The sequence below is a fragment of the Microbacterium mangrovi genome, assembly GCF_000802305.1.
Classification (GTDB): Bacteria; Actinomycetota; Actinomycetes; order Actinomycetales; family Microbacteriaceae; genus Microbacterium; species Microbacterium mangrovi.
The window spans coordinates 339,172-365,049 of the sequence record NZ_JTDK01000006.1 but is presented as its reverse complement, the minus strand read 5'-3'; the positions used below and the strand labels follow the sequence as shown (position 1 = coordinate 365,049).

Here is a 25,878-nt window from a genome sequence, read left to right as displayed (position 1 = left end):
TAGACTGGCCAGATGACCGGTCCCGACAATCCGCCGCCCTCACGGTGGCGTGAGGCCAGGCGTGACCGACGCATCGTCGGCACGGTCCGATCCGAGAATCCCGAACTGGTGCCGCACGGGCTCATCGTCGCGACCGCCTATGTCTGGCGGATGCTCGTGCTGGCCGCCGGGCTCGGCGTGCTCGTCTGGCTCGTCATCCAGCTGAAGCTGCTGGTGGTGCCGCTGCTGATCGCCATCCTCGTGACCGCGCTGGTGTGGCCGGCCTTCTCCTTCATGCTGCGCCATCGGGTGCCCCGGTGGGCCGCCATCGCCGTGACCGTGATCGGGGCCGCGGCGATCGTGGCGGGCCTTCTGGCGCTCGTCGTGTGGCAGGTCACCCAGCAGTGGGCGTCCGTCCAGGAGCGCACCCTGCAGGCGATCGACAACATGCGCACGGTCCTCGCGACGGGCCCGCTGCACGTCACCGATGCCCAGATCGACGGCGTCATCACCCAGGTCGTCGACTTCATCCAGCAGCAGGCGCAGGTGCTGTGGACGGGCGCTCTGGCGATCGGCGCCACGGTCGGCCACATCGCGACCGGCGCCGTCCTCGCCCTCTTCGTGCTGCTGTGCCTGCTCGCCGACGGCGCGGGGATCTGGCGATGGACGACGAACCTCTTCCCCCGTCGCGCCCGGCCCGCGGTCGACGGAGCAGGGCGCGCCGGATGGCGGACCGTCGTGGACTACGCCCGCACGCAGCTGCTCGTCGCGACGATCGACGCCATCGGCATCGCCGCCGGTGCGGCGCTGCTCGGCGTGCCGCTGGCGGTCCCGATCGGCGTGCTGGTGTTCCTGGGCGCCTTCATCCCGATCGTCGGAGCGGTCCTGACCGGGACGGTGGCCGTCTTCCTCGCGCTGGTCTACAACGGCTGGTTCATCGCGCTGTGGATGCTCGTCGTCGTTCTCGGCGTGCAGCAGCTGGAAGGGCACGTCCTGCAGCCGCTCCTCATGGGCTCCGCGGTCAAGGTGCACCCGCTGGCGGTCGTGCTGGTCGTCGCCGGCGGCGCGATGATCGCCGGCATCCCGGGCGCGCTGTTCGCCGTGCCGATGGCGGCCTTCGTCAATGTGGTCGGCGTCTACCTCAGCGAACGCGCGTGGGAGACAGGACAGGATCTGCGCGGCGCCGATCTCATCTGGAGCACGGTGCCGCGGCTCAAGAAAGGTGACGAATGAGCTTTCCCACGCTGGCCGACTATGAGGATGCCGCAGCGACCCTCGCCGGAGTGATCTCCGACACGCCCGTCGACCGGTCGCAGCACCTCTCCCAGGTGCTCGGCGCGCCGGTCGTCCTGAAGCTCGAGAATCTCCAGCGGACCGGATCGTTCAAGATCCGCGGTGCGGTCAACCGCCTCTCCAAGCTCAGTGCCACGGAGCGCGCGCGCGGCGTCGTGGCGGCCTCGGCCGGCAACCACGCCCAGGGGGTCGCGCTCGCGGCCCACCAGCTCGGCATCCCGGCGACGATCTTCATGCCGCTGGGCGTGCCGGTGCCGAAGCTCCTCGCCACGCGGGGATACGGCGCCGACGTCGTGCTGGCGGGGGAGACGGTCGAGACGCCGCTGCTGCGGGCGGCCGAGTTCTCGGAGCAGACCGGCGCCGTGTTCATCCACCCGTACGACCACCGTGACGTGATCATCGGCCAGGGAACCCTCGGACTCGAGCTGTGGAAGCAGGTCCCCGACCTCGACACGGTGATCATGGGCATCGGGGGCGGCGGGCTGATCGCCGGCGTCGCCGGGGCGATCAAGGCGCGCGCCGCGGCCGAAGGGCGGAAGGTCCGCATCATCGGCGTGCAGGCGGCGAACTCCGCGCCCTACCCCGTCTCACTCGCCGCGGGCCACCCGATCGAGCTCGAGACGACGCCGACGATCGCCGACGGCATCGCGGTGCGTCGACCCGGCGACGTGCCCTTCGAGATGATCCGCGCACTCGTCGACGACGTGGTGACCGTCACCGAGGACGACATCGCTCGCGCTCTCCTCGTGCTCCTGGAGCGCGCCAAGCAGGTGGTCGAGCCGGCAGGCGCCGTGGGTGTGGCCGCGATCCTGTCCGGAAAGATCAAGCCGACCGGGACCACCGTCTCGATCCTCTCCGGCGGCAACATCGATCCGCTGCTGCTGCAGCGGGTCGTCGCGCACGGACTGGCGGCATCCGGCCGCTACATGACCCTGCGCATCCCGCTTCCGGATCGGCCCGGGCAGCTGTCCCGGGTCTCCGAGCTCCTCGCGAAGGTCGGGGCGAACGTCATCGAAGTGCTGCACACCCGGCACGGGCAGGGACTGCAGATCAGCGAGGTGATCCTCCAGCTGAGCGTCGAGACGCGCGGGGAGGAGCACCGGGCCGAGGTGATCCGCACACTCACCGCAGCCGGCTTCGCCCCGTCGGTCATGCCCGACTGACAGGTCCCCGCATGCGACGAGCCCCGCCCCGGATCACCGGGACGGGGCTCGCGCGGCCCGGGGCTACTGGCCCGAGTAGGTCTCGACCTTGATGATCTCCACGGCGATGGACCGGCCGTTGGGAGCCTGGTACGTCGTCTTCTCGCCCTCCTTGAGACCGAGGATGGCCGCCCCGAGCGGGGATGCCTCACTGTAGACGTCGAGCTCGCTGTCGGCGGCGATCTCACGGCTGCCCAGCAGGAAGACCTCTTCGCCGCCGGCGACCGTCGCAGTGACCACGGTGCCGGATTCGACGACGCCGCTGGACTGCGGGGCCTCGCCGACCTTCGCATCCTTGAGCAGCGCCTGCAGGGTGCGGATGCGGGCCTCCATCTTGCCCTGCTCGTCCTTGGCGGCGTGATACCCGCCGTTCTCCTTCAGGTCGCCCTCTTCGCGCGCGATCTCGATGCGCTTGGCGATCTCCTCACGGCCGACGGTGGAGAGCTGCTCCAGCTCTGCGGCGAGGCGGTCGTGCGCCTCCTGGGTGAGGAATGTGACGGGAGCGTCGTTCGACACGTCGGTCTCCTTCGAACATCGGATATGAAGGACGCCCCGGTGGTTGTACCAGGGCGTCGGGAGGGCGTCCGGCCAGCCTAAGGCACCCAGCAGGAGTTCACCAAACCTGTCGTGGCGCGTCCGACCGTGGGGATCTGCTCGGTCAGAGTGCGGTTGTGCCCCGCCGGGGATGCGGGGTACTCGATGACCCGCCAGCCGACGATGCCGTGATCGGTGTCGTCCGCTTCGAGGACGCATGCCACACGGGCGCCGGCCGGTGCCGTGAGCTGGAAGGTGATCGTCGTGGAGGACGCGTCGACCACCTTGTACGAGGTGGCGGTCGCGCCCACGGAGTTCGACTGGTTGCCGAACGACATCCACGCGATCACCCCGATGATGACGGCGATGACGATGCCGGAGAGCACGGTCGACCGGATGCGGGACGTCCTCGCCCGGGTTCGGCCGTAGCGCTCGTCGAGCATGGCTTGCGTCGTCATCGGTTCTCCATCGGCAAGTTAGGCTTGGATCAAGGCTAAGCGCTGCGGCGCGGATCGAGGACACATGCACCCTATGCTCACCGCACTGGCAGCGGCGACGCCGAGTCCGTCCCCGACCGGACCGAACCCGACGTTGGTGACCCCGGGCGCCGTGGGGTTCACGATCATGCTGTTCGTGGCGCTCATCGCGGTGCTTCTCGTGTGGGACATGATGCGCCGCATCCGCCGCGGGCGCTACCGCGCTCAGGTGCGCGAGGAACTCGACGCCGAGCAGGCGGAGTCCGGCGACGCCGAGCCGCGCGGCTGAGACACGCCACCCCGCGCAGGACGCGTGTGCGCGTCTCAGCCGGCGTGGTAGACGGGGTTCATCGCGATGAGCAGGCACGCCGTCCAGTGGCAGGCGAAGGCGAGCACCGTGCACACGTGGAAGATCTCGTGGAACCCGAACACGGACGGCCACGGATTCGGGCGCTTGAGGGCGTAGACGACTGCGCCGAGCGTGTACAGGATGCCGCCCGCCGCGATGAGCACGACCATGGCCGCATTGGCCTGGTACAGCGGGACGATGTACATGATCGCCGCCCACCCCAGCACGATGTAGAGCGCGACGTACACCCACCGGGGTGCGCCGAGCCAGAACACGCGGAACAGGATGCCGGCGATCGCTCCCGACCAGACGAGCGACAGCAGGAGGACGGCCTGGCCCGTGGGCAGGGCGAGCACGGCGATGGGCGTGTAGGTGCCGGCGATGAGAAGCAGGATGTTCGCGTGATCGATCCGGCGGAAGACGGCCTTCGTGCGCGGCTTCCACGGGATGCGGTGGTAGAGCGCGGAGTTCCCGAACAGCAGCAGCGAGGTCAGCGCGAAGACGGCGCACGACCATTTCGCGGCCGGTCCGTCGGCCAGGCAGATGAGCACGATGCCGGCGGCGACCGCGATCGGCGTGATGGCCGCATGGATCCATCCGCGCCATGCCGGTTTGAGCTCTGCGACGACCGCGCCGGGTGCTCCGATCGGAAGCGGGTTTCCGGTGACGCCGGGCGGTATTGCGCTCATGTCCAGAGCATACGCGCGGCGATATTCCGTCAGCGGTACATAGCCTGTGCAGCGACTGTGTGCGGGGTGTCGGCGGAGCGCGCACGGTAGCGTAGAACCGTGACGTCTGCCGAGTCGAATGAAGGCCGCGGCCCGCTGTATCGGCTGTACATCAATCGTCTCCGTCGGCGTCTGCCCGCCGAGTCCGTGCCGCATCACGTCGCCATGATGATCGACGGCAACCGGCGCTGGGCGCGGCAGCTCGGCTATTCGTCGGTCGCGGACGGCCATCGTGCCGGCGCGGCGAAGATGCGCGAGTTCCTGGAGTGGTGCGACGACGTGGGCGTCCGCGTGGTCTCGCTCTACCTCTTGTCGCTCGACAACCTGACCAAGCGCGACGCCCAGGAGCTCAAAGACCTCCTGGAGATCATCGCCGAGCTCGCCGAGAGCCTGTCCCGGGTCCGCGACTGGCGTGTCCAGCACGTCGGACGCGCCGAGGCGCTCCCGCCGGACCTCGCGCGGGTGCTCGCCGCGGCGGAGGAGCGCACCCGGCAGAACACCGGTCTCCACGTCAACCTCGCCGTCGGTTACGGAGGGCGGGGCGAGATCGTCGACGCGGTCCGCAGCATCATCCAGCAGCACGACGAGCGCGGGGGAACGCTCGAAGAACTCGCCGCGAGTCTCACCCCGGAGCAGATCGGCGAGCACCTCTACACCGGCGGGCAACCGGACCCCGACCTCGTGATCCGAACGTCGGGGGAGCAGCGTCTGAGCGACTTCCTGCTGTGGCAGTCCGCGCACAGCGAGTTCTACTTCGTCGAGGCGCTCGGCCCCGATCTGCGCGAAGTCGACTTCCTGCGGGCGATCCGGGACTACACGCGTCGGAACCGGCGGTTCGGCGGCTGAGCGGCGTGCCAGAATCGAGCGGTGACTGATCTCGCATCGTTTCTGGTGTCCTTCGAGGAGGAGCCGGGCTATCTCGACTGGGCGCGCTTCGGACCGCTCTCTGCGTCCGTGCGCAGCGAACTGCTCGCGGATGCGGAGCTGCTCGCCACCGGGCGCCGGGCGGGCATCGAACTCGTCGCCGAGGGGGAGGGGCGGGCGCGCGAGCTGATCGGAGAGCTCACCGGCCGTCGCGCCGACCACGTCGCGCTGCAGCCCTCGACGGGGGCCGGGCTCATGCAGGTGCTCTTCGGTCTGCGCGGCGGCATCCTGCTGAGCCGCCGCGAATTCCCGGCGTTCCCGATCGCGGTGCAGCGGGCCGCCGACGCCTTCGGCGTCGCCTCGCCGCACTGGATCGACCCGGAGGACGGATTCGTGACGGTGGATGCGGTGCGCGAAGCGCTGACGGATGACGTGGTCGCCGTCGGCGTCTCCCTCGTCGACTACCAGACGGGGTACCTCGCCGACCTGGCGGGGTTGCGCGAGGCCATCGGCGACCGGCTCCTCATCGTCGATGCAGTTCAGGGGTTCGGCACGGTGGATGTCGACTACTCCGCGGCCGACGTGGTGTGCGGGAACGGCTACAAGTGGCTGCGCGCCGGGCGGGGAACGGGGTACTCCGTCTTCAGCGACCGTGCGCTCGATCGGCTCGCCCCGGTCTTCTCGGGAGCAGCCGGGGCCGCGCCGGAGGCCGCTGCGCACGCCGGCAGCCCGGCGCCCGCGGCCGCGCGAAGCGCCCGGGGCTTCACCGTGGGGCGCGACGACGAGCTCGCCGTCACCCGCCTCGCGGCGGCGCTGACCGAGATCCGGGATGCCGGGGTCGGCGCGATCGCCCGGGAGGTCACCGACCGCGCCGACGCGCTGCTCGCCTGTGCCGATCGGTACGGCATCCCCGTCATCACGCCGCGGGATACCGCCCGCCGCGCCGGCATCGTCACCCTCGAACCCGCCCCGTCGGACGCCGCGCGTCTCGCTGCGGCACTGACCAACAGCGGCCTGACGGTGACCGCTCGGGCCGGTCGGCTGCGCCTGGCCGCGCATGCGGGAACCGGTGCGGACACCATCGCGCTCCTCGACGACGCCCTGGCCGCGTACTCGAGCGATCAGGTCTGGTGACCCGGTCCGGCGACGGTCCGCGACGGGAATTCATCGATCTGTAACAGACCGGATGCGTGTCGGCCGCCCTTTCGGGGTCGGATCGGACGTAGGTTGCCGGTATCGGGCATCGTGTCCGATCGGGTCGGCCGGACGGAAACGACTCGGAGCCGCCGGCAGCCTGAGAGCGTCCGGGACGCGTCCCGGGTGGGGAGCCGGTTGTGACCGCACAGGTTGAACTGAACGGGCCAGCAGAAGCTTCGATCCGCGAGGAGGTCCCGGCCACCGGGCACTCGCACGAAGCCGGGACGCCACAGGGGGTGCGGACGTACGTTCTCGACACGTCCGTGCTGCTGAGCGACCCCGGGGCCTTCTTCCGCTTCGCCGAGCACACCGTGGTGGTGCCGCTCGCGGTGATCGTCGAACTCGAGGGGAAACGTCACGACCCCGAGCTCGGCTACTTCGCCCGGCGCGCGCTGCGACACCTCGACGACCTCCGGATCGAGCACGGACGCCTGGACATGCCGATGCCCATCGGCGACGGCGGCACGCTGCGGGTCGAACTCATCGACGCGGACGCCGGGGCGCTCCCCGGTGGGATGCGGCTTCGCGACAACGACACCCGCATCCTCGCCGTCGCGGCCACCCTGGCCCAGGACGGAGAGGACGTCACCGTCGTCTCGAAGGACCTGCCGATGCGCGTGAAGGCGTCGGCTGCGGGGCTGTCCGCCGAGGAGTACCGCGCCGACCAGGTCATCGAGTCCGGCTGGACCGGCGTCGCCGAGCTCTCGATCTCGGGCGACGAGATGAGCGACCTGTACGAGACCGAGATCGCCTCGAGCGATGCCGTTCGCGGGATGCCGGTGAACACCGGCCTGGTCATCCACTCCGAGCGCGGGTCGGCGCTGGGCCGGGTCACCGACGCCGACGGGCAGTACCGCCTCGTGCGGGGCGACCGTGACGTCTTCGGCCTGCACGGACGAAGTGCGGAGCAGCGTCTGGCGATCGATCTGCTGCTGGACCCGTCGGTCGGCATCGTGTCGCTCGGCGGCCGCGCCGGCACCGGCAAGTCGGCCCTGGCGCTCTGCGCGGGACTGGAGGCCGTCCTGGAGCGGCAGCAGCACCGCCGGATCGTGGTGTTCCGGCCGCTCTACGCGGTGGGCGGTCAGGAACTCGGGTATCTGCCCGGCGACCAGGCCGAGAAGATGAGCCCCTGGGGGCAGGCGGTCTTCGACACCCTCGGATCGGTGGTCTCCGGCAACGTCGTCGAAGAGGTCATGGCGCGCGGCATCCTCGAGGTCCTGCCTCTCACGCACATCCGCGGACGCACACTGCACGACGCGTTCGTGATCGTCGACGAGGCGCAGTCGCTCGAACGCAACGTGCTGCTGACGGTGCTGAGCCGGATCGGGCAGAACTCCCGCGTGGTCCTCACGCACGATGTCGGTCAGCGCGACAACCTGCACGTCGGGCGTCACGACGGCGTCGCCTCCGTGATCGAGACGCTGAAAGACCACGAGCTGTTCGGCCACGTGACGCTGACGCGCTCGGAGCGTTCGGCGGTCGCGGCACTCGTGACTCGGCTGCTGGAGGCGGGCGAGCTTTCGTGACGGCTGTGCGTCGTCAATGTGAGAAAGGTCTCACGCCGAAAACGACGAATCACCCCGCGAAGTGCGCGATGATTGAGTGACGGCGCGGGTGGTCGCGTCTGCCGAAAAGGGGAGAGAAAACCAAGTGGAATCGCGGCACTCGATGGTGATCGGCGGCGCAGCCGTCGCGGTCATCACTCTTGCCGTGGCGTCCGCCGTGACGATCACCGATGCCGCCGCTCTGCGCGACAGCACGGGGCAGGCACTGGCGGCATCCACGATCACCCTCCCGGCAGGCTCGGTCACCACGGCGACGCCGAAGCCCAGCACCGCTGCGGCCGGCACGTCGTCCACGCCCTCGAAGAGGACTTCGACCACGGCCGAGCTGGTGCCGGCGCCGGAAGCCGCGACAGTGTCCGCACCGGTGTCGCATCCGGCAACTCCGACCGAGACGGATTCGTCCTCGTCGGCGGTTTCCAAGCAGGCGTCCGCCGGACACCCCGCGCAGGCGCAGACCTCCAAGTCGAAGTCCAAGCACCACGGTCGAGGCAACGCTTCGACCGAACAGAAGACGATGCATCCGCGCGCTCTGCAGCGCGTCGCACAGGCCCCCGTCCTCGTGACGGGTCATGAATCCGGCAAGAAGGAGTCCCCCAGCTCCGCAGCCGGATCGAAGAAAGGGCAATCGCCGCACTCCCCAGATGCGCGCGATTGACGGTTGAAGTCCCCAGCTTCAGCCACTCCAGCTCCCGGTGTCCCCAGCACCGGGAGCTTCTTCGTTGCGCCGGCGACGCGCGCGGCGGACTACTCCCAGCGGTAGCCGGCGCCGCGAACGGTCGTGATGCGCCCGTGGCCGAGTTTGGTGCGCAGATATCCCACGTAGACGTCGACGACGTTGGAGCCGGGATCGAAATCCATGCCCCAGACCTGTCGGAGGAGGTGCTCGCGGGAAAGGGTCTCGCCGGCGTTGCGCATGAACTCCTCGGCCAGTGCGAACTCCCGCGCGGACAGGTCGACGTCGCGCCCGTTGATACTGGCACGACGAGTCGCCGGATCCAGCAGGAACCCGTCGCGCAGCAGGGGTCCGCGCTGCACCTCCGCCTCACGCAGCCGCGAGCGCACGCGCGCCAGAAGTTCATCGACGGTGAAGGGCTTGCGCACGTAGTCGCTGGCGCCGGCATCCAGACCGAGCACCGTGTCGTGGGTGCTGGTGCGGGCCGTCAGCATGATGATCGGCATCCGCAGGCCGTCTGCGCGCAGCGTCTGCAGCACCTCGAAGCCGTCCATGACCGGCAGGCCGACGTCGAGGAGAACCAGGTCGATGTCGCCGCGACGGGCGCGCGCCAGGCCTTCGGCGCCATCTTCGGCGATGACGCTCTCGTAGCCGGCGTGCTGGAGTCCGCGCGCGACGAACGACGCGATGTGCGGCTCGTCTTCGACGATCAGGATGCGGGTCATTCCACGGCCTCTCGTTGTAGGAGTACGTCGCCTGCGCGCACGGGCGACGGGAGATGTTCGGCGCGCAGGGGCAGCGCGATCGTGAAGGTCGCTCCGCCGCCGGCCGTGTCGGTGACGGCGACCGACCCGCCGTGCGCACGCGCGATCGCATCGACGATCGCGAGCCCCAGTCCGGAGCCGCTGATCCCGCGGCTTCCGCCGGCGCGGTCGAAACGTCGGAAGATGCGATGACGTGCCGCCGGAGGGATGCCGGGCCCGTGGTCGCGCATCCACAGATGCACGTGTGAGCTGTCGGCGTCGCTGCCGAGGTCGATCGCGCTGCCCTCGGGGGTGTACTTGGCGGCATTGTCGGCGAGCTGCAGCCATGCCTGCAGCAAGCGGTCGGCGTCGCCCGCCACGACGCCGTTGTAGATCGCGGCGATGGCCCACGTGTGTCCGGGGATGACCGCGACGAGGTCGCCCATCCGCCGGGTGAGCGCCGTGACGTCGACATCCGAGACGGTCAGGACGTCGGCGCCCTCGACCGAGGCGAGCGCATCGATGTCCTCGACGAGCCGCGTCATCCGGTCCAGTTCGGCGATGCCGATCTCGCGCGTCGATCGGACGTCGTCGGGGTCGGTCGCATCCATCACCTCGAGGTGTCCGCGGACGATGGTGATGGGTGTCTTCAACTCGTGCCGGACGTCGTCGAGCAGCTGTCGCTGCACGTCGACCGAGCCCTCGAGGCGGTCGAGCATCGAGTTCACCGTCCGCGTCATGGCGGAGATGTCGTCGTTGCCCTGCTCGGGGATGCGGGCCCCGAGGTCGGTGAGCGTGATGGCGTCGGCGGTGTCGCGCAGGTGGCGGATCGGCGACAGCAGGCGTCCGACCACGAACCACCCGACCGTGCCGATGGCGGCGAGCATGACGAGGGCGGCCAAGGCGTAGGTCAGGGCCGACGCACTGACCGGTGCGAGCTCTCGGTCGAGATTGACGGCGCGCACGTAGACACCGCGCTCCGGATCGCCCGGCTTGGTCACGGGCACCGCGATGTAGCGGAGCGCGCCCTGGGGCGTGGTGGCGGTGCCGCGCACGGCGGTTCGCGCGGTCCTGGTCTCGGCGACGACCCGGTGGATGAAGGCGGTGTCCCGCGAGATGTCGAAGCCGGACAGCGTGGTGGGCCGGTAGCGGGCCGTCCCGTCGATGAGGGCGAGCGAAGCCTCGTTGGGACCGGGGACGAGCAGGCTCACGGCGTTCTTGAGGTACAGATCGACCGACGGGTAGTCGCGGATGTTCAGCGGGGTGGCGGGTGTGAGAGCGGGGTCGGGTGCGACCGTGGGAGTCCCGGCCGCGGCGACGGACTGGAGACTCGAGACCTGTGAATCCAGGCGCTTGTCGATGTCCGCGAAGGCGCGCTCCCGCTGCACGATGAACGTCACGCTGCCGACCACCGCCAGGCCGATGCACGCGACCGCGAGGATCGCGCCGAGGATGCGGGCACGGGCCGAAACCGGCTGACGTGTGCTTTCCACGGCGCGATCCTCGCTTCGGAGGCCGATCGGCGGATCAGCCTGCGTGCGTCATCGAGAGCAGATCGAGGCGGGAGTCGAGCTCCGCCTCGGTGATCTCGCCACGCTCGACGTATCCGAGGTCGATCACGGCCTCACGGACGGTGATGCCCTTGGCGACGGAGTGCTTCGCGATCTTCGCGGCCGCCTCGTAGCCGATGACCTTGTTCAGCGGCGTCACGATCGACGGCGACATCCCGGCGAAGGCCGCGGCACGCTCGACGTTCGCCTGCAGGCCGACGATGGTCTTGTCCGCGAGCGCGCGCAGTGCGTTCGACAGGAGCCGGATGGACTCGAGCAGGGCCGTGCCCATCACCGGGATCGCGACGTTCAGTTCGAACGAGCCGGATGCGCCCGCCCACGCGACGGTCGCGTCGTTGCCGATGACGCGCGCGCACACCATGAGCGTCGCCTCCGGGATGACCGGGTTGACCTTGCCGGGCATGATCGACGAGCCCGGCTGCAGGTCGGGGATGTGAAGTTCGCCGAGACCCGTGTTCGGGCCGGAGCCCATCCAGCGCAGGTCGTTGTTGATCTTCGTGAGCGACACCGCGATGGTGCGCAGGGCGCCGGATGCCTCGACCAGGCCGTCGCGGTTCGCCTGAGCCTCGAAGTGGTCCTTGGCCTCGGTGATCGGCAGCTCGGTCTCCGCCGCGAGCAGGGCGATGACCTTCTGCGGGAACCCGAGCGGCGTGTTGATCCCGGTGCCGACGGCCGTGCCGCCGAGCGGGACCTCGGCGACGCGGGGGAGGGCCGCCTGGACCCGCTCGATGCCGAGGCGGATCTGGCGCGCGTAGCCGCCGAACTCCTGGCCGAGCGTGACCGGCGTGGCATCCATGAGGTGCGTGCGCCCGGACTTGACGGCGTCCTTCCACAGCTCGGCCTTGTCTTCGAGGGCGACGGCGAGGTGGTCGAGGGCGGGGATGAGGTCGTCGATGAGCGCCTGCGTGACGGCGATGTGCACCGAGGTCGGGAAGACGTCGTTGGACGACTGCGACGCGTTGACGTGGTCGTTCGGGTGCACCGGCGCGCCGAGGCGGCGCGTGGCGAGGGTCGCGAGCACCTCGTTCATGTTCATGTTGGAGGACGTGCCGGAGCCGGTCTGGTACGTGTCGACCGGGAACTGGTCGTCGTGCACGCCGGTGATGACCTCGTCCGCGGCACCCGCGATGGCTTCGGCGATGGCACCGTCGAGCACGCCGAGTTCGGCGTTCGCGAGTGCGGCGGCCTTCTTGATGCGCGCCAGCGCGGCGATGTGCGTCGACTCGAGACCCTTGCCGGAGATCGGGAAGTTCTCCACGGCGCGCTGCGTCTGCGCGCTGTAGAGGGCGGATGCCGGCACCCGCACTTCACCCATGGTGTCGTGCTCGATGCGGTATTCAGTCATGCTCGTGCCTTCCTGCGGCCGTGGCCGCGCGTGTATGCATGCGATTCAGAGCCCCGCGTCGGAGATGGGCCCGATGATGATGTGCGGTTCCGCGCGTCCCTCTTCGAGACGGTAGTTCGCGCCGACGATGGCGAGGCGTTCTTCGGCGACGGCGCGCGAGACGACCTCGGAGGAATGCAGCATCTCGGCGATCGTGTCGCGGAGATGCTCGCGCCCGACCTGCTCGGCATCCACCGTGAGCGGGGTGCTGCCGGGCTCGGCCCGCATCACCCGGTGGACGGCGGGGACGATCGGGGCGATGAGCCGCCAGACGTGCGCGGGAAGCTCCGGGGCGTCCTGGCGGGTGCTGTCGATCGAGGCGCGCACCGCACCGCATTCGTCATGCCCGAGCACGACGATCAGCGGTACGTCGAGAACCGCGACGGCGTACTCGATGCTGCCCAGGACCGACTCGCCGAGCACCTGGCCCGCATTGCGGACGACGAAGAGATCGCCGAGTCCCTTGTCGAAGATGATCTCCGCGGCGAGGCGCGAGTCCGCGCATCCGAAAAGCGCCGCGATGGGGCGCTGCCCGGCGGTCAGTTCGTGGCGGCGTTCGACGTCTTGAGAAGGATGGCGCGGCTCGCCGGCGACGAACCGCTCGTTGCCGGATCGCATCGCATCCCAGGCCTGCTGCGGCGTCGGACGGACATCGTTCATGAGGCTCCTTCACGCAGGGCGCGGATCTGATCGGTCAGGGCTTTCGCGGCGGTGGCCGCGCTCGTCGGGTCGGTCGCGCCGTAGATGAGCACGCGGTCCTTGCCGGCCGTCGTGCCGAGAGCATACGAGATGTTGCCCGCCTGCTGCGGATCGCTGATGACGTAGCGGGTCCAGTCGATTCCGTCGATGGCGACCGTCCCGGTGCTCGGCGCGTTGTGCAGCAGACGCGCCACCCATGCGCTGTCTGCGCCGAACCCCTGGGCGACGTTGAGGAACCCCTGCGAACCGGGCAGGTAGGTGATGGTCCAGGTGGGGATCTCATCGCCCGACATCGCCGCGGCGTTCACGTGCCAGGACGAGGGAACCTTCGGCACGATCGGCGTGGAGCCGTAACCGGAGGCCACGCGCTGCGCCTGTGCGGCGACGTCGATCTTCTCCGGCGCCGTGATGTTGCCGCGCGGCACCATCGCGGTCACCACGAAGACGATCGCGAGCGTCGCGATGAGCGCGGCGATGAGGTTTCGGAAAGTCTGGCTCGAGCGGTAGATCCGGGACGACTCGGCCTTGCGGGTCGCAGTCTCGTCGGGGGTCTCGGGACGGCCCAGTTCGGCGACGATGCGGGGTCCGGATGCCATCAGGCGTCGCCCTCCGCAGGGCCCCGGGCCGCGTCGAGTCGGCGGCGTGCGCCGACGAGCCACTCATCGCAGCGATTCGCGAGGGCCTCGCCGCGCTCCCAGAGCGACAGCGACTGCTCGAGGGTCGGTGCGCCCTGTTCGAGCTCGGCGACGACGTGCATCAGCTCGTCGCGCGCCTGCTCGAACGTCAGGGTCGCCACATCCGCGGCGCCGTTCGCTTCGGTCATGTCCACCAGTCTACGGGCCCGCCGATTCGGCGACTTCGCCCGTCGACACGGCTCCGACCGACCCGTGCTCGACCGTGACGGTGAGCTCGGCCCCCGCCGGCGCCTGCGCGGCCGAGCGGAGGATCGTGCCGTCGGCGAGGTGCGCGATCGCGTAGCCGCGGGCGAGCGTCGCACCGGGAGCCAGGGCGCGCAGGGTGGCGCGCAGCTCGCCGAGCTGGCGCCCGCCGGTCTGGAGCCGCCGGTCCGTGGCGTCACGCCCGCGGTCGACGAGCAGCTGCAGCTCCTGGGCCCGCGACGCGATCATCGTCTCGGGGGAGCGCAGCACCGGCCGGGATCGCACGTGTTCGAGGCGCTCCTGGTCGTGGCGGATCCGCTGGGTGAGCACACGCAGCATCCGGGATCGGCACTCCGCGACGAGCGCGCGCTGCTCGGCGACGTCGGGAACCACGCGCTTGGCGGCGTCGGTCGGGGTCGAGGCGCGAAGGTCGGCGACGTCGTCGAGGAGTGGATGATCGTTCTCATGGCCGATCGCGCTGACGATCGGCGTGGATGCCGCCGCCACGGCGCGCACGAGTCGCTCATCGCTGAACCCGAGCAACGTCTGTGGGTCGCCGCCGCCGCGCGCGATGATGATGACGTCGACGTCCGGATCGGCGTCGAGCTTCGCCAGCGCCGCGAGGTTCTCCGGGACGCACCGATCGCCCTGGACGGCCGCGTGGATCGTGCGGAACCGGACGTGCGGCCAGCGCAGCTCGGCGTTGCGGTGGATGTCGCGCTCGGCATCCGACTTCTCTCCGGTGATCAGTCCGATGCAGTGCGGGAGGAACGGCAGGGGTTTGCGCCGGCTCGGATCGAACAGGCCTTCGGCGCGCAGCTGTGCGCGCAGGCGCTCGAGTCTCTCGAGCTGCTCGCCGAGACCGACGTGCCGGTAGGTGGAGACCGTGAAGCCGAACTCGCCCGTCTTGACGAAGTAGTCGGCCTTGACGCACAGCACGACGTGGTCGCCCACCTTGAGATCCGCTCCGAGCCGGCGGCGGGTCGTCGCCCACACCCGGAAACCGATGTGCGCGTCGCCGGTGGCGTCCTTGAGCCGCCCGAAGACGTGGCCGCCGCGCACGTTCCACGACGTCACCTCGCCCTCGACCCAGACCGAGCCCCACCGCTCGATGAATCCGTGGATGGATTCGTTCAGCCGGGCGACCGACGTGGGGGCGTCGGCCGTGGAGTCGCGGGGCGCGACGGTGGCTGCGGTCGTCGTCATGGTGCCTTTCTGACCGGGCGCGGAGGGGCGCACCGTAGAATCGGAGGGTGACCGTTCAGCTCTCGATGCCCCGTGTCCCGCAGGTTCGCGGGCGGCTCAAGGATATCTCGGTGGGTGGCCCCAAGCGGGTTCTGCTCGCCTCCCCGCGCGGATACTGCGCGGGGGTGGACCGGGCCGTCGTCGCCGTCGAGAAGGCGCTGGAACGCTACGGGGCGCCGGTGTACGTGCGCAAGCAGATCGTGCACAACATCCACGTCGTGACCGAGCTGGAGGCGAAGGGGGCCATCTTCGTCGACGAGGTCGACGAAGTGCCCGAGGGCAGCCACGTGGTCTTCAGCGCCCACGGAGTCGCGCCGACCGTGGTCGAGGCGGCCTCCGACCGCGGCCTCCACGCGATCGACGCGACCTGCCCCCTGGTCACCAAGGTGCACCGCGAGGCCGTGCGTTTCGCGCGCGACGACTTCGAGATCCTGCTCATCGGCCACACCGGCCACGAAGAGGTCGAAGGCACGGCCGGCGAGGCGCCCGATCATGTCACGGTGGTGAACTCGCCCGAAGAGGCGGACACCGTCGAGGTGCGCGACCCCTCCAAGGTCGTGTGGCTGTCCCAGACGACGCTCTCGGTCGACGAGACGATGGAGACCGTGCGGCGCCTGCGCGAGCGGTTCCCCGAGCTCCACGATCCGCCCTCGGACGACATCTGCTATGCGACCCAGAACCGCCAGGTCGCGATCAAGAAGGTGGCCCGGGACGCCGACCTGGTGATCGTGGTCGGATCGGCGAACTCCTCCAACAGCGTGCGCCTCGTCGAGGTGGCCCTGGAGCACGGCGCCAAGGCCGCGCACCGGGTCGACTATGCGAACGAGGTCGAGCAGGCGTGGCTCGAGGGGGTCGAGACCGTGGGCGTCACGAGCGGCGCCTCCGTGCCGGAGGTGCTCGTGCAAGAGGTGCTCGAGGCCCTCTCGGACGCCGGCTACCGCGACGTCGAGCAGGTGCGCACCGCCGAGGAGGACCTCATGTTCTCGCTGCCGAAGGAACTCCGTCAGGACTCCTCAGGGCAGCGCGACGAGCGCGCACTCGGCGGACGGGGACGCGGATGACCGACCCGAACGGTGACCGGCGTCCGCGGCCGCAGTTCGGCGAATACGCGACCCCCGAGCAGCAGCGGGCGCACATCCGTGAACCCGCGTCCGAGCCGCCCGCTCCGCCGACTCCGGGCGCACCGCCGTTCTCCCGTATGCCCCCTCCGGCCGTGCCACCGTCGCCCTCGGGCCGGGCACAGCAGGTCGCACAGCCGCACGCTGCCGACCGGCTCGTCAGCTTGATGCTCCTGGGTTTCGGCGCGGTCAACGTCGTGCTGTCGATCCCGCAGTTCCTCAATCTGTCGGCGCTCGCAACCCAGACGATGGCGCTCCAAGGGATCCCGGGGACCTTCACCAACACGTCCGCCGCCCAGGTGTGGGGTGTCGTCGCCACAGTGGTGCTCATCGCGGGCTACCTGTGCACGCTCACCCTGTCGCTGCGTCGTCTGCGACGAGGGAAGATCGCGTGGTGGGTGCCGCTCGCCGGTGCGGCGGTGACCTACGCCGTCGTGTTCGTCTGCGTGGTGGTTCCGCTGTTCGGCGACCCGGCCATCTCCGCCTACCTTCTGCAGAACCGCGGTGGCTGAGCCGTTTGCCCCGCAGGGTGGCGGGATGCCCCGGCTTCTCGCCGTCTGCGCCGTTCGCCGGCTGCACTCCGATGCGGGAGCCGTCGGTGTGACGGCCATCGACAAGGCGCCCGCCGCGGGCCGTGTGCGCGTCGGGCCGTATGGCGTCTACGCGGACGTCCAGGCCGACCGCAAGCACCACGGAGGCCTCGATCAGGCCGTGTACGCGTACGCGCAGGAGGACGCCGACTTCTGGGCCGGGGAACTCGGCCGGGACATCCCCGCGGGGATGTTCGGGGAGAACCTGCGGGTCGCCGGCCTCGACGTGAGCAACGCCCGGGTCGGTGAGATCTGGCGCATCGGCGAAAGCGTCGAGCTTCAGGTGACCCTGCCGCGCACACCCTGCCAGACCTTCGCCCGCTGGATCGGCGGCGAGGACGAGCGAGGGTGGGTGAAGCGCTTCTCCCGCGAGCGGCGCCTCGGCGCCTACCTGCGCGTGGTGCGTAAGGGCCGGATCGAGGCGGGCGACGAGATCGCCGTCATCCCCGCGCCCGCGGACGCGCCGACGATCCTGGACATCTACCGCGGACCGGAGTGACGGCGACGATCCATCGCGGTGGAAACGAGGGATGCCCCCGGTCGTGGCGACCGGGGGCATCCCTCGTCTGGGCTCAGATGCTCTGCGAGTGTCCGTGCGAGCCGAGCTGCTGCGTCGCCTCGACGACACGGGCGGCCATCGCGGTCTCGGCGATCTTGCCCCACGCGCGCGGGTCGTACGCCTTCTTGTTGCCGACCTCGCCGTCGACCTTCAGCACGCCGTCGTAGTTCTGGAACATGAACCCGGCGATCGAGCGGGTGAAGGCGTACTGGGTGTCGGTGTCGATGTTCATCTTGACGACACCGTTGGAGACGGCCAGTGCGATCTCTTCGTCGGTGGAGCCCGAACCGCCGTGGAACACGAGGTCGAGCGGCTTCGGGCCGGTGCCGAACTGCGCGGCGATGCCCTCCTGGATCTCGCCCAGCAGCTCCGGGCGCAGCTTCACGTTGCCCGGCTTGTAGACGCCGTGGACGTTTCCGAACGTGAGGGCGGCGATCCAGCGTCCGTTCTCGCCCAGGCCGAGGGCCTCGACGGCCTTCGCGACATCCGCGGTGGTGGTGTAGAGCGCCTCGTTGGAGCCCTCGTGCTTGACGCCGTCCTCCTCGCCGCCGACGACGCCGATCTCGACTTCGAGGATGGCGTTGATGTTCTTCATGCGGGGGAGGAGCTCCTGCGCGATGGAGATGTTCTCGTCGAGCGGGACCGCCGAGCCGTCCCACATGTGCGACTGGAAGATCGGATTGCGTCCGGCGCGGACCTCCTCCTCGGAGGCTTCGATGAGCGGCAGGACGAAGTCGGCCAGGGCCGGCTTCGGGCAGTGGTCCGTGTGGACGGCGACCGTGATCGGGTAGTTCTTCGCGACCTCGGTCACGTAGCGGGCCATTGCGATGGCACCCGTGGCGCGCGCCTTGACGGTGTGACCGGCGAAGTAGTCGGCGCCGCCGGTGGTGACCTGGAGGATGCCGTCGGAGCCGGCTTCGGTCAGGCCCTGGAGGACGGAGTTGATGGTCTGCGAGCTGGAGACGTTGATCGCGGGGTAGGCGAAGCTGCCTGCCTTCGCGCGGTCGAGCATCTCGGCGTACTGATCAGGGGTGGCGACGGGCATGGTCCTCGGCTCCTTGGCAGGCTCAGCGGGGAGGGTTCAGAGAGGGCGACCGCGGCTGAGCGCCGGGCGTCCTCGGCCCACTCTATCGGGCTGCGGCTTGCGGGCGCTTTTCGCGGCCGAGACGATAAAGATCGGCAAACATTACAACCGCCCGGCACGCGTACGCCCTGGTTGCCGGAAGCACGCTCGATAGGCTGGCCTCATGGTGAGCCTGACTGCCGATATGAGCCCGTTGCACCCCGACCGCAACCTCGCGCTGGAGCTGGTGCGCGCCACGGAGGCGGCGGCGATCCGCGCCACGCCGTGGGTCGGTCGAGGCCAGAAGGAGGTCGCCGACGGTGCCGCGGTCGACGCGATGCGCGCCTTCCTCACCACGGTCAACTTCGACGGAACCATCGTCATCGGCGAGGGCGAGAAGGACGACGCGCCCATGCTCTTCAACGGCGAACGCGTCGGCAACGGGCAGGGGCCGCAGTGCGACATCGCGGTCGACCCGATCGACGGGACGACGCTGACGGCCGCCGGCCGCAACAACGCGATCTCGGTGCTCGCCGTGTCGGACCGCGGCACGATGCTCGATGCGTCGAGCGTCTTCTACATGGACAAGCTCGTCACCGGGCCGGCCGGAGTCGGGGTGGTCGACATCCGCCTGCCGATCGGCGAGAACATCCGTCGGCTGGCGAAGGCCCTCGGCAAGCCGGTGTCCGAGATGGTGGTCTCCGTGCTCCACCGCCCGCGCCACGACCAGCTCATCGAGGACATCCGCGAAGCCGGCGCCGGTACCCGCCTGCTGAGCGACGGCGATGTCGCCGGCGGCATCAATTCCGCGCGGCATGACAGCCGCACCGACATGTGCGTGGGCATCGGCGGCAGCCCGGAGGGCATCGTGACGGCGTGCGCGATCAAGGCGCTCGGCGGACACATCCAGGGCATCCTGGCGCCGCGCAACGACGAGGAGCGTCAGCGCGGGCTGGATGCCGGTCTGAAGCTCGACACCGTCTACGAGGCGGACGACCTGGTCAAGGGCGACAACACGATCTTCGTCGCCACGGGTGTGACGGACGGGCAGCTGGTTGCCGGCGTGCAGCGCCGCGGGGAGTACATCTTCACCGAGAGCGTGGTGCTGCGCGGCAAGTCGGGGACCCTCCGCCGGATCTCGTCGGAGCACCTCGTCTCCAAATGGCTGTGAGGAGCGCGCCATTCACACACCACGCAGGGTCGCCTGCCAGAATCGATGGTGGACTCGTCGACACGGCAGGAGAATGACATGACGCAGCCGGACTCCGACAGTTCGCCCCGCACCGGCGCACAGGCGGTCATCGCCGATGCTCTGGCCCGCCGGACGGGTGCCGCCGCCACCCCGACACCGCCGGTGGATCCGGCTCGGCGGCCTGACGTGCTCTTCCGCGTGCGGCGTGAGCCGAATCAGCCGGTGAGCGCCTGGTGGATGATCGGCGCGTTCCTCTTCGTCTCAGTCGGTGCGGTTCTGCTGCTCAACTTCGTGCCGGGCGGGCACTGACCACGGTTCCTCGTCGGCGAGTCGTGCACGGAGGTCGCCCACCTCGGCCAGCGTCGTTGACTGCTCCTCGTCGAGCACACCGTCGAGAAGCTCCGGTGCCGTGACGCGCCGTGGCTGCTTGTCGATCGGTGTCACCGGCACCAGCGCGTCGATGCTCGCCTCGTCGATGCCGGGGAAGCGCCGTGCCGTCGTGAGCACGCGGGACTCGAGGGAGCCGACGAAGCCGTTGTAGGCATCCACGGTGCGTTCGATGGCCCGTCGCATCTTGTCGGCGTGGCCGGCGAGTGCGCCGAGCCGCCGGTACAGCTCGGTGCCGAGGTCGAAGAGCTCGCGTGCCTGGGCGGAGACGTCCTGCTGTGTCCACGTGTACGCGACGGTCTTGAGCACAGCCCAGAGGTTGACCGGCGAAGCCAGGGCGACACGCTTGGAGAACGCGTAGTCGAGCAGTGACGGATCTTCTTCGAGCGCGGCGGCGAGCAGGGACTCGCTCGGGATGAAGCAGATGACGAACTCGGGACTCGAGCTGAGACCGAGCCAGTAGGTCTTGCGGGCGAGGGCGTCGATGTGGCTTCGCACGGCCTTCACATGGCGAGCGAGCAGTTCGCGGCGCCTCTGCAGCTCGGTGCCCTGGGCGGTGAGCGGGATGGCGCTCGCTTCGAGGTAGGCGTCGAGGGGGGCCTTGGCGTCGACGGCGAGCGCCTTGTCGCCGGGGAGCCGGATGATCATGTCGGGGCGCCCGGCGCCGGAATCGGACGTGATCGAGGTCTGCAGGTCGAAGTCGACGTATCGGGTGAGGCCCGCGGCTTCGACGACCCGGCGCAGCTGCGTCTCGCCCCACACGCCCCGGGTGGCGCCCGAGCGCAGGGCACCGGCAAGGGATTCTGTCGTCGCCCGCAGTGCTTCGCCGGCGTCGTGCTGGGCGCGGAGCTGTTCTGCCAGGGCTCCGTATTGGTGGTGCCGATCTCGTTCGAGGTCCACCACCTTGCGCTGCATCGCGTCGAGCGACTCCTGGACCGGGGCGAGGGCCCGCAGCACGCTCTGCTCGCGGCGCTCGCGCTCTTCGCGCAGCGCGTCATCTGCGCGGGCGGCGGCGGCCATGTCGCGCGCGGCCTGCCGCTGGTGATCGAGCTCTGCGCGAAGAGCCGCGGCCTCCGCTTCGGCGGCGGCGGCACGTTCGCCGAACGCCGCGCGTTCGCGGGCCGCGCGTTCTCCGGCGCGGGCGAGCGCGAACGCCCAGCCGGCGACGGCGCCCGCGATGAGGCATCCGATGACCAGCAGCAGAACTGTCAGTGCGTCCATGGCCACAGCATGACAGCAGGGTCCGACATCGGAGGGTTCGCGCCGGTCAGGCGGCCACCGCGGCCCGATTCCGGCCGGCGCCGATCGTCCCGAACGGCAGGGCGTGCGCAGCCGCGAGCTCGCCGATCGTCGTCGCCTGCGCCCGGCGGGCGGCGTCGATGATGATGGCCGCGCACGCTTCGGCATCCTCCGTGGCGTCGTGGTGGGCGAACTCGCGGTGTCCGGCCGCGGCGGCAGCCAGAGGCAGCCGGTGCGACGGGATGTCGTAGGTCTTCCGCGAGACCTTTACGCTGCAGAGGTAGCGGTACTCCGGGACCTCCGCGCCGGTCGCGTCGCAGCTGGAGCGGAGCACCGCCATGTCGAAGCCCGCGTTGTGTGCGACGAGCACGTCGGTTCCCGCGAATGCGGTGAGCGCCGGGAGCTGCCGGGTCCAGGTCGCAGCCCGGGCGACGTCCGCCGGACGGATTCCGTGGATGCCGACGTTGATGTCGAAGAACGCGTCGTGGCCGGCCGGCGGACGGATGAGCCACCCAGTGCGGGCGACGACGCGACCCGCGCGGACGCGCACCAGGCCGACCGCGCAGGCGGAGGCGTTGCTGGAGTTCGCTGTCTCGAAATCGATCGCAGTGAAATCCAGGGGCATGAGACAAGCCTCGCCGCCGGGAGACGCTCGGCCGGGAGGCGCGCCGCGGTCCGGGCCGCCGCGCCCTCATACAATTGAGCGAGTGACTCTGACCGTCTGGATCTCCCTGCTGACCGCCTGCATCGTGATCAGCTTCACTCCCGGGGCCGGAGCCGTCAACACGATGACGAACTCCCTCAACGAGGGGTGGCGGCGCTCGATCTGGGGGGTCGTCGGCCAGCAGCTGGCACTCGTCGTGCACGTCGTCATCGTGGCGGCAGGGCTCGGCCTGCTGGTGGCGCGCTCGCCTCTGCTCTTCGGGGTGATCCGGTATCTCGGCGCGGCCTACCTGGTGTACCTCGGGGTGCGGCTGATCCTGGCGCGGCCGGTCGCGGTCGCCGAGGACGATGACACCCCGCGCCGGCCGGAGAGCGCCCTGTCGATGATCCGCCGTGGATTCTGGGTGAACCTGCTCAACCCGAAGGCGATCGTGTTCTTCGTGGCCTTCGTGCCGCAGTTCATCGACCTCGGTAGACCGGCTCTTCCGCAGTACCTCATCCTCATCGTCACGACCATCGTGGTCGACGTCATCGTGATGTGGTTCTTCTTCGCCCTCGCGGCGAAGCCGTTCGGCCGGTTCGCTCGCACGATGCCCGGCCAGCGGATCCTGAACACGATCTTCGGCTCGCTGTTCATCGGTGTGGCGGCGCTCCTCCTGTTCATCCACTGAGACCGTCGGCCGATTACTGTCAGGACCATGGCGACGCGCGATGAGATGGCCCGCTCCTTCGGGGGCGCAGCGGGGGACTACGAGGCAGGTCGCCCGGGATACCCCGCCGATGCGGTCCGCTTCCTGCTCGACGGGCTGGGAGAGCACCCCCGGGTGGCCGACGTCGGCGCGGGAACCGGCAAGCTCACGCGGACGCTCGTCGACCTGGGCGCGGACGCCGTCGCGGTCGATCCGGATGCCGGGATGCTGCGCGCGTTGCAGACGGCGCTGCCCGGTGTCCCGGCGTTCGTGGGGACCGCGGAGCAGCTGCCGCTCGACGACGCGTCAGCCGATGCGCTCGTGTTCGGGCAGGCATGGCACTGGGTGCGCGTGGCCGAGGCGTGCGCCGAGGCCGGTCGCGTGCTCCGCCCGGGTGGGAGCCTCGGTCTCATCTGGAACCTCCGCGACGAAAGCGTGCCGTGGGTGGCCCGGATGACGGCGATCATGCACCCCAGCTCGGCGGAGCAGATGCTCGCGGACGAGGGGCCGGAGATCGCGGCGCCGTTCACCCGCCCGGAAACGCGCACCTTCGGCTGGCGCAGGAGGATGACGAGGCAACAGCTGTTCGCCATGGTGCGTTCACGCAGCTACATCATCACCGCCGAACCCGCCGAACGTGCTCGGATCGAGTCCGAGCTCGGTGGCCTCTTCGACGAGATCGGAGCCGTGGATGCCGAAACCGTCGAGCTGCCCTACGTGACCAAGGCGTTCCGCGCACGCCGCGAGGCGGGTTCGGAGCCGTCCGTCTCGTAGACTGGATTCCCGTGGCTCTCACCATCGGAATCGTCGGACTGCCCAACGTCGGCAAGTCCACCCTCTTCAACGCCCTGACCAAGAACCAGGTGCTCGCGGCGAACTACCCGTTCGCGACGATCGAGCCCAACATCGGGGTCGTGAATCTGCCGGACGCGCGGCTTCAGCAGCTCGCCGACGTGTTCCACAGCGAGCGCCTCGTGCCCGCGTCGGTGTCGTTCGTCGACATCGCCGGCATCGTGCGGGGCGCCTCCGAGGGGGAGGGGCTGGGCAATCAGTTCCTCGCGAACATCCGTGAGGCTGACGCCATCGCCCAGGTCGTACGCGGTTTCGCCGATGACGACGTGGTGCACGTGGACGGTGCCGTCAACCCGCAGAACGACCTCGAGACCATCAACGCGGAGCTCATGCTCGCCGATCTCCAGACCCTCGAGAAGGCGATCGCCCGCTACGAGAAGGAGGTGCGCGGCCGCAAGACCGAGCCGGTCGTCCTCGAGACGGCGATCGCTGCCAAGGACTCGCTCGAACGAGGCATCCTGCTGTCGGCATCCGGCCTGGACCTGACGCCGATCCGCGAACTCGGACTGCTGTCGGCGAAACCGTTCATCTTCGTCTTCAACGTCGACGAGGCGGTGCTGACGGATGCCGACCGCAAGGCGGAACTCGCCGCTCTCGTGGCGCCTGCGCAGGCTGTCTTCCTGGACGCGAAGATCGAGTCGGAGCTCATCGACCTCGACCCGGAGGACGCCGCCGAGCTGCTCGCCTCCACCGGTCAGGACGAATCCGGCCTCGATCAGCTCGCGCGGATCGGCTTCGACACGCTCGGTCTGCAGACGTACCTGACGGCCGGCCCCAAGGAAGCCCGGGCGTGGACGATTCACAAGGGCTGGAAGGCCCCCCAGGCTGCCGGCGTGATCCACACGGACTTCGAGAAGGGCTTCATCAAGGCCGAGGTCATCTCGTTCGATGACCTCCTCGAGCTCGGGTCGGTGGCCGAGGCACGGGCGCACGGCAAGGCGCGACTCGAGGGCAAGGACTACGTCATGCAGGACGGCGACGTGGTGGAGTTCCGCTTCAACAATTAGGCGCCTCGAATCAACGAGATCGTGCACGCAAGCGCGCGATCACGGCAGACATCGCGCTTCGGCTCGGGCGCCACTTCTGAGTGGCACCGCAGTTCTGGCTCAATCTGCAGACGCAGTATGAGCTGGAACGACGATCTGCCAACATGAGCGTCATGTCCACAGCCAAGGTCAGGACCACCTTCACCGCCCTCGCACTGGCCACTCTCGCACTTGCCGGATGCACCGCCACCGCACCCGACGCCGGGCCGACGCCCGAGGCATCCACTCCGGCTGCCGCCAAGCCGGCGACCGAGGCCACTCCGACGCCGGAATCGACCGAGCCGGCAACCTGCGACGGCATGTCCGAGGTCGTCAGCTCCACCGATGACTGGAGCTGGGCGCGACAGTCGCCTCTCCGGGATCTCGGCACACGAGAGTTCGCGCGCGGCAAGGTGACGCTCGATGACCACGGCAATCCCTCGACATACACCGTCGCTCCCGGCGACGTCGAGGCCGTGATTGCAGAACGGCTGTGTGCGTACCCGAACCTCGACTCGATGAACCACGTGCGCATGATTCAGTCAGGGCAGGTGCTGTGGCTCAACCCCAATCCCGACACTCCCTGGGTGCCGTACTTCAGCCCGATGGACGCGGGAGCCGGGTTCAAGCAGATCCCCTACCAGCGGGCGATCGAGTCCGCGGGCGCAGCAGTCGATGCGGGCGACATCGACGCTGTGCGAGCGATCTGGAATGACACGCTCAAGGGCATGTTCGCGAACCAGGGCACCATCAACGCAATCCAGAAGGTGGTCGACTCGGGCGACCTCGACGCGCTACGCCAGCTCTTCTCCTGACCTCAGCGTCGGCGCTCGCGACGGGGCCGAGTTCCGGGACGCGAAGCGTCCCATCGACGGCTCCGAGGATCTCACCTGGACCGCACAGGTCGTTGATTTGCTGGCCCGAACGCGTCGCGTATTTGCGTCGCGGCTTGCGCCCAGGGCGGAATCATGCCTGTGTTCGCCGCCGGGACTCTGTGGATATGCGCCTCTGCGCCGCGACTTGTCTACAGGGAGGCGGCTCGACATGATCGGTTGACAGGACCGGCGTCACCGATCTGCGTCGGAGTTGTCGCGGGTCCGTCCCGTCGACCCAGCCGGTTC

At 69.6% G+C, this 25,878-nt stretch carries 29 protein-coding genes; 15 read left to right on the top strand and 14 right to left on the bottom strand.

Annotated elements, in window-relative coordinates; translation table 11 throughout:
* Positions 1-12 precede the first annotated feature (12 nt).
* Positions 13-1,212, top strand: a complete 1,200-nt coding sequence (locus LK09_RS05610; RefSeq protein WP_039397014.1) for an AI-2E family transporter — start codon at positions 13-15, stop codon at positions 1,210-1,212.
* Positions 1,209-2,435, top strand: coding sequence for a threonine ammonia-lyase (gene ilvA / locus LK09_RS05605; RefSeq protein ID WP_039397013.1), 1,227 nt, complete (start codon positions 1,209-1,211; stop codon positions 2,433-2,435). Before LK09_RS05610 ends, ilvA begins: the two co-directional genes overlap by 4 nt.
* A gap of 63 nt (positions 2,436-2,498) precedes the next feature.
* Here ilvA and greA read toward each other — a convergent pair whose 3' ends face one another.
* On the bottom strand, positions 2,499-2,990 hold the full coding sequence (gene greA / locus LK09_RS05600) for a transcription elongation factor GreA (RefSeq protein WP_039397011.1): 492 nt from the start codon (positions 2,988-2,990) through the stop codon (positions 2,499-2,501).
* Between the two features lie 77 nt (positions 2,991-3,067).
* Positions 3,068-3,466, bottom strand: a complete 399-nt coding sequence (locus LK09_RS05595; RefSeq protein WP_039397008.1) for a DUF4307 domain-containing protein — start codon at positions 3,464-3,466, stop codon at positions 3,068-3,070.
* 73 nt (positions 3,467-3,539) lie between these two features.
* Here LK09_RS05595 and LK09_RS05590 point away from each other — a divergent pair, with 73 nt between their 5' ends.
* A complete protein-coding gene (locus LK09_RS05590) occupies positions 3,540-3,773 on the top strand; it encodes a hypothetical protein (RefSeq protein ID WP_156138653.1) in 234 nt (77 codons plus the stop codon).
* Positions 3,774-3,808: 35 nt separating this feature from the next.
* On the opposite strand, the gene trhA is transcribed toward LK09_RS05590, so the two are convergent.
* On the bottom strand, positions 3,809-4,522 hold the full coding sequence (gene trhA, locus LK09_RS05585; RefSeq protein WP_082008071.1) for a PAQR family membrane homeostasis protein TrhA: 714 nt from the start codon (positions 4,520-4,522) through the stop codon (positions 3,809-3,811).
* 99 nt (positions 4,523-4,621) lie between these two features.
* Between trhA and LK09_RS05580 the strand changes: the two genes are divergently transcribed.
* The 3 genes from LK09_RS05580 to LK09_RS05570 all read left to right on the top strand — a co-directional run bounded on the left by LK09_RS05580 (position 4,622) and on the right by LK09_RS05570 (position 8,148).
* A complete protein-coding gene (locus LK09_RS05580) occupies positions 4,622-5,407 on the top strand; it encodes an isoprenyl transferase (protein WP_039397004.1) in 786 nt (261 codons plus the stop codon).
* 21 nt (positions 5,408-5,428) lie between these two features.
* Positions 5,429-6,559 (top strand): aminotransferase class V-fold PLP-dependent enzyme, encoded by a 1,131-nt coding sequence (locus tag LK09_RS05575; RefSeq protein ID WP_039397002.1) that lies wholly within the window; start codon positions 5,429-5,431, stop codon positions 6,557-6,559.
* A gap of 242 nt (positions 6,560-6,801) precedes the next feature.
* Positions 6,802-8,148 carry a PhoH family protein gene (locus LK09_RS05570; RefSeq protein ID WP_052226576.1) on the top strand — a complete coding sequence of 449 codons (1,347 nt, stop codon included), beginning with the start codon at positions 6,802-6,804 and terminating at the stop codon, positions 8,146-8,148.
* Positions 8,149-8,178: 30 nt separating this feature from the next.
* On the opposite strand, the gene LK09_RS21385 is transcribed toward LK09_RS05570, so the two are convergent.
* The 8 genes from LK09_RS21385 to xseA form a co-directional block, all read right to left on the bottom strand.
* Positions 8,179-8,607: a hypothetical protein gene (locus LK09_RS21385; RefSeq protein ID WP_156138652.1), complete on the bottom strand. Its 429-nt coding sequence runs from the start codon at positions 8,605-8,607 to the stop codon at positions 8,179-8,181.
* A gap of 324 nt (positions 8,608-8,931) precedes the next feature.
* Entirely contained in the window at positions 8,932-9,585 is a 654-nt protein-coding gene (locus LK09_RS05560; RefSeq protein ID WP_039396996.1) for a response regulator transcription factor, read from the bottom strand.
* Positions 9,582-11,096, bottom strand: coding sequence for a sensor histidine kinase (locus tag LK09_RS21725; protein WP_039396994.1), 1,515 nt, complete (start codon positions 11,094-11,096; stop codon positions 9,582-9,584). Before LK09_RS21725 ends, LK09_RS05560 begins: the two co-directional genes overlap by 4 nt.
* 34 nt (positions 11,097-11,130) lie before the next feature.
* Positions 11,131-12,519, bottom strand: coding sequence for a class II fumarate hydratase (locus tag LK09_RS05550; RefSeq protein WP_039396992.1), 1,389 nt, complete (start codon positions 12,517-12,519; stop codon positions 11,131-11,133).
* A gap of 45 nt (positions 12,520-12,564) precedes the next feature.
* On the bottom strand, positions 12,565-13,218 hold the full coding sequence (locus LK09_RS05545) for a carbonic anhydrase (protein WP_039396990.1): 654 nt from the start codon (positions 13,216-13,218) through the stop codon (positions 12,565-12,567).
* A complete protein-coding gene (locus LK09_RS05540; protein WP_039396988.1) occupies positions 13,215-13,853 on the bottom strand; it encodes a DUF4245 family protein in 639 nt (212 codons plus the stop codon). Before LK09_RS05540 ends, LK09_RS05545 begins: the two co-directional genes overlap by 4 nt.
* Positions 13,853-14,080, bottom strand: coding sequence for an exodeoxyribonuclease VII small subunit (locus LK09_RS05535; RefSeq protein WP_039396986.1), 228 nt, complete (start codon positions 14,078-14,080; stop codon positions 13,853-13,855). Before LK09_RS05535 ends, LK09_RS05540 begins: the two co-directional genes overlap by 1 nt.
* A 10-nt stretch (positions 14,081-14,090) precedes the next feature.
* The gene (xseA, locus tag LK09_RS05530) at positions 14,091-15,341 is read right to left on the bottom strand and encodes an exodeoxyribonuclease VII large subunit (protein ID WP_039396984.1); all 1,251 of its coding nucleotides are present in this window, start codon (positions 15,339-15,341) and stop codon (positions 14,091-14,093) included.
* A gap of 65 nt (positions 15,342-15,406) precedes the next feature.
* On the opposite strand from xseA, the gene LK09_RS05525 reads away from it, so the two are divergent.
* From LK09_RS05525 to LK09_RS05515, 3 genes are read left to right on the top strand one after another with little or no spacing between them, the layout of a single operon-like run.
* A complete protein-coding gene (locus tag LK09_RS05525) occupies positions 15,407-16,441 on the top strand; it encodes a 4-hydroxy-3-methylbut-2-enyl diphosphate reductase (protein WP_082008144.1) in 1,035 nt (344 codons plus the stop codon).
* Positions 16,438-17,010, top strand: coding sequence for a DUF6264 family protein (locus LK09_RS05520; protein ID WP_039396981.1), 573 nt, complete (start codon positions 16,438-16,440; stop codon positions 17,008-17,010). The genes LK09_RS05525 and LK09_RS05520 overlap by 4 nt, the downstream gene beginning before the upstream one ends.
* 25 nt (positions 17,011-17,035) lie before the next feature.
* A complete protein-coding gene (locus LK09_RS05515) occupies positions 17,036-17,587 on the top strand; it encodes an MOSC domain-containing protein (protein WP_039396978.1) in 552 nt (183 codons plus the stop codon).
* Positions 17,588-17,660: 73 nt separating this feature from the next.
* Here LK09_RS05515 and fbaA read toward each other — a convergent pair whose 3' ends face one another.
* Positions 17,661-18,692, bottom strand: a complete 1,032-nt coding sequence (fbaA, locus tag LK09_RS05510) for a class II fructose-bisphosphate aldolase (RefSeq protein WP_039396977.1) — start codon at positions 18,690-18,692, stop codon at positions 17,661-17,663.
* Between the two features lie 202 nt (positions 18,693-18,894).
* Here fbaA and glpX point away from each other — a divergent pair, with 202 nt between their 5' ends.
* Both glpX and LK09_RS05500 read left to right on the top strand, forming a co-directional pair.
* The gene (glpX, locus tag LK09_RS05505) at positions 18,895-19,881 is read left to right on the top strand and encodes a class II fructose-bisphosphatase (protein WP_039396975.1); all 987 of its coding nucleotides are present in this window, start codon (positions 18,895-18,897) and stop codon (positions 19,879-19,881) included.
* A gap of 78 nt (positions 19,882-19,959) precedes the next feature.
* Positions 19,960-20,211, top strand: a complete 252-nt coding sequence (locus LK09_RS05500; RefSeq protein ID WP_052226442.1) for a hypothetical protein — start codon at positions 19,960-19,962, stop codon at positions 20,209-20,211.
* Here the strand turns inward: LK09_RS05500 and LK09_RS05495 are convergent.
* Both LK09_RS05495 and LK09_RS05490 read right to left on the bottom strand, forming a co-directional pair.
* Positions 20,164-21,510, bottom strand: a complete 1,347-nt coding sequence (locus tag LK09_RS05495) for a DNA recombination protein RmuC (RefSeq protein ID WP_039396970.1) — start codon at positions 21,508-21,510, stop codon at positions 20,164-20,166. The genes LK09_RS05500 and LK09_RS05495 overlap by 48 nt on opposite strands.
* Before the next feature lie 46 nt (positions 21,511-21,556).
* Positions 21,557-22,153 (bottom strand): exonuclease domain-containing protein, encoded by a 597-nt coding sequence (locus LK09_RS05490; protein ID WP_052226441.1) that lies wholly within the window; start codon positions 22,151-22,153, stop codon positions 21,557-21,559.
* Positions 22,154-22,235: 82 nt separating this feature from the next.
* Between LK09_RS05490 and LK09_RS05485 the strand changes: the two genes are divergently transcribed.
* The 4 genes from LK09_RS05485 to LK09_RS05470 all read left to right on the top strand — a co-directional run bounded on the left by LK09_RS05485 (position 22,236) and on the right by LK09_RS05470 (position 25,572).
* Positions 22,236-22,862: a LysE family transporter gene (locus tag LK09_RS05485; RefSeq protein ID WP_039396968.1), complete on the top strand. Its 627-nt coding sequence runs from the start codon at positions 22,236-22,238 to the stop codon at positions 22,860-22,862.
* 27 nt (positions 22,863-22,889) lie between these two features.
* The gene (locus LK09_RS05480; RefSeq protein WP_039396967.1) at positions 22,890-23,654 is read left to right on the top strand and encodes a class I SAM-dependent methyltransferase; all 765 of its coding nucleotides are present in this window, start codon (positions 22,890-22,892) and stop codon (positions 23,652-23,654) included.
* A gap of 11 nt (positions 23,655-23,665) precedes the next feature.
* Positions 23,666-24,739 (top strand): redox-regulated ATPase YchF, encoded by a 1,074-nt coding sequence (gene ychF / locus LK09_RS05475; RefSeq protein WP_039396964.1) that lies wholly within the window; start codon positions 23,666-23,668, stop codon positions 24,737-24,739.
* 80 nt (positions 24,740-24,819) lie between these two features.
* Entirely contained in the window at positions 24,820-25,572 is a 753-nt protein-coding gene (locus LK09_RS05470) for a hypothetical protein (protein WP_156138651.1), read from the top strand.
* The last annotated feature ends 306 nt before the right edge of the window (positions 25,573-25,878 follow it).

Coding starts and splice junctions, on each gene's coding strand:
- LK09_RS05610 (WP_039397014.1), top strand. CDS start 13: ATGACCGGTCCCGACAATCCGCCGCCCTCACGGTGGCGTGAGGCCAGG.
- ilvA (WP_039397013.1), top strand. CDS start 1,209: ATGAGCTTTCCCACGCTGGCCGACTATGAGGATGCCGCAGCGACCCTC.
- LK09_RS05595 (WP_039397008.1), bottom strand. CDS start 3,466: ATGACGACGCAAGCCATGCTCGACGAGCGCTACGGCCGAACCCGGGCG.
- LK09_RS05590 (WP_156138653.1), top strand. CDS start 3,540: ATGCTCACCGCACTGGCAGCGGCGACGCCGAGTCCGTCCCCGACCGGA.
- trhA (WP_082008071.1), bottom strand. CDS start 4,522: ATGAGCGCAATACCGCCCGGCGTCACCGGAAACCCGCTTCCGATCGGA.
- LK09_RS05560 (WP_039396996.1), bottom strand. CDS start 9,585: ATGACCCGCATCCTGATCGTCGAAGACGAGCCGCACATCGCGTCGTTC.
- LK09_RS05550 (WP_039396992.1), bottom strand. CDS start 12,519: ATGACTGAATACCGCATCGAGCACGACACCATGGGTGAAGTGCGGGTG.
- LK09_RS05545 (WP_039396990.1), bottom strand. CDS start 13,218: ATGAACGATGTCCGTCCGACGCCGCAGCAGGCCTGGGATGCGATGCGA.
- LK09_RS05540 (WP_039396988.1), bottom strand. CDS start 13,853: ATGGCATCCGGACCCCGCATCGTCGCCGAACTGGGCCGTCCCGAGACC.
- LK09_RS05535 (WP_039396986.1), bottom strand. CDS start 14,080: ATGACCGAAGCGAACGGCGCCGCGGATGTGGCGACCCTGACGTTCGAG.
- xseA (WP_039396984.1), bottom strand. CDS start 15,341: ATGACGACGACCGCAGCCACCGTCGCGCCCCGCGACTCCACGGCCGAC.
- LK09_RS05525 (WP_082008144.1), top strand. CDS start 15,407: ATGCCCCGTGTCCCGCAGGTTCGCGGGCGGCTCAAGGATATCTCGGTG.
- LK09_RS05520 (WP_039396981.1), top strand. CDS start 16,438: ATGACCGACCCGAACGGTGACCGGCGTCCGCGGCCGCAGTTCGGCGAA.
- LK09_RS05515 (WP_039396978.1), top strand. CDS start 17,036: ATGCCCCGGCTTCTCGCCGTCTGCGCCGTTCGCCGGCTGCACTCCGAT.
- fbaA (WP_039396977.1), bottom strand. CDS start 18,692: ATGCCCGTCGCCACCCCTGATCAGTACGCCGAGATGCTCGACCGCGCG.
- glpX (WP_039396975.1), top strand. CDS start 18,895: ATGGTGAGCCTGACTGCCGATATGAGCCCGTTGCACCCCGACCGCAAC.
- LK09_RS05500 (WP_052226442.1), top strand. CDS start 19,960: ATGACGCAGCCGGACTCCGACAGTTCGCCCCGCACCGGCGCACAGGCG.
- LK09_RS05495 (WP_039396970.1), bottom strand. CDS start 21,510: ATGGACGCACTGACAGTTCTGCTGCTGGTCATCGGATGCCTCATCGCG.
- LK09_RS05490 (WP_052226441.1), bottom strand. CDS start 22,153: ATGCCCCTGGATTTCACTGCGATCGATTTCGAGACAGCGAACTCCAGC.
- LK09_RS05480 (WP_039396967.1), top strand. CDS start 22,890: ATGGCGACGCGCGATGAGATGGCCCGCTCCTTCGGGGGCGCAGCGGGG.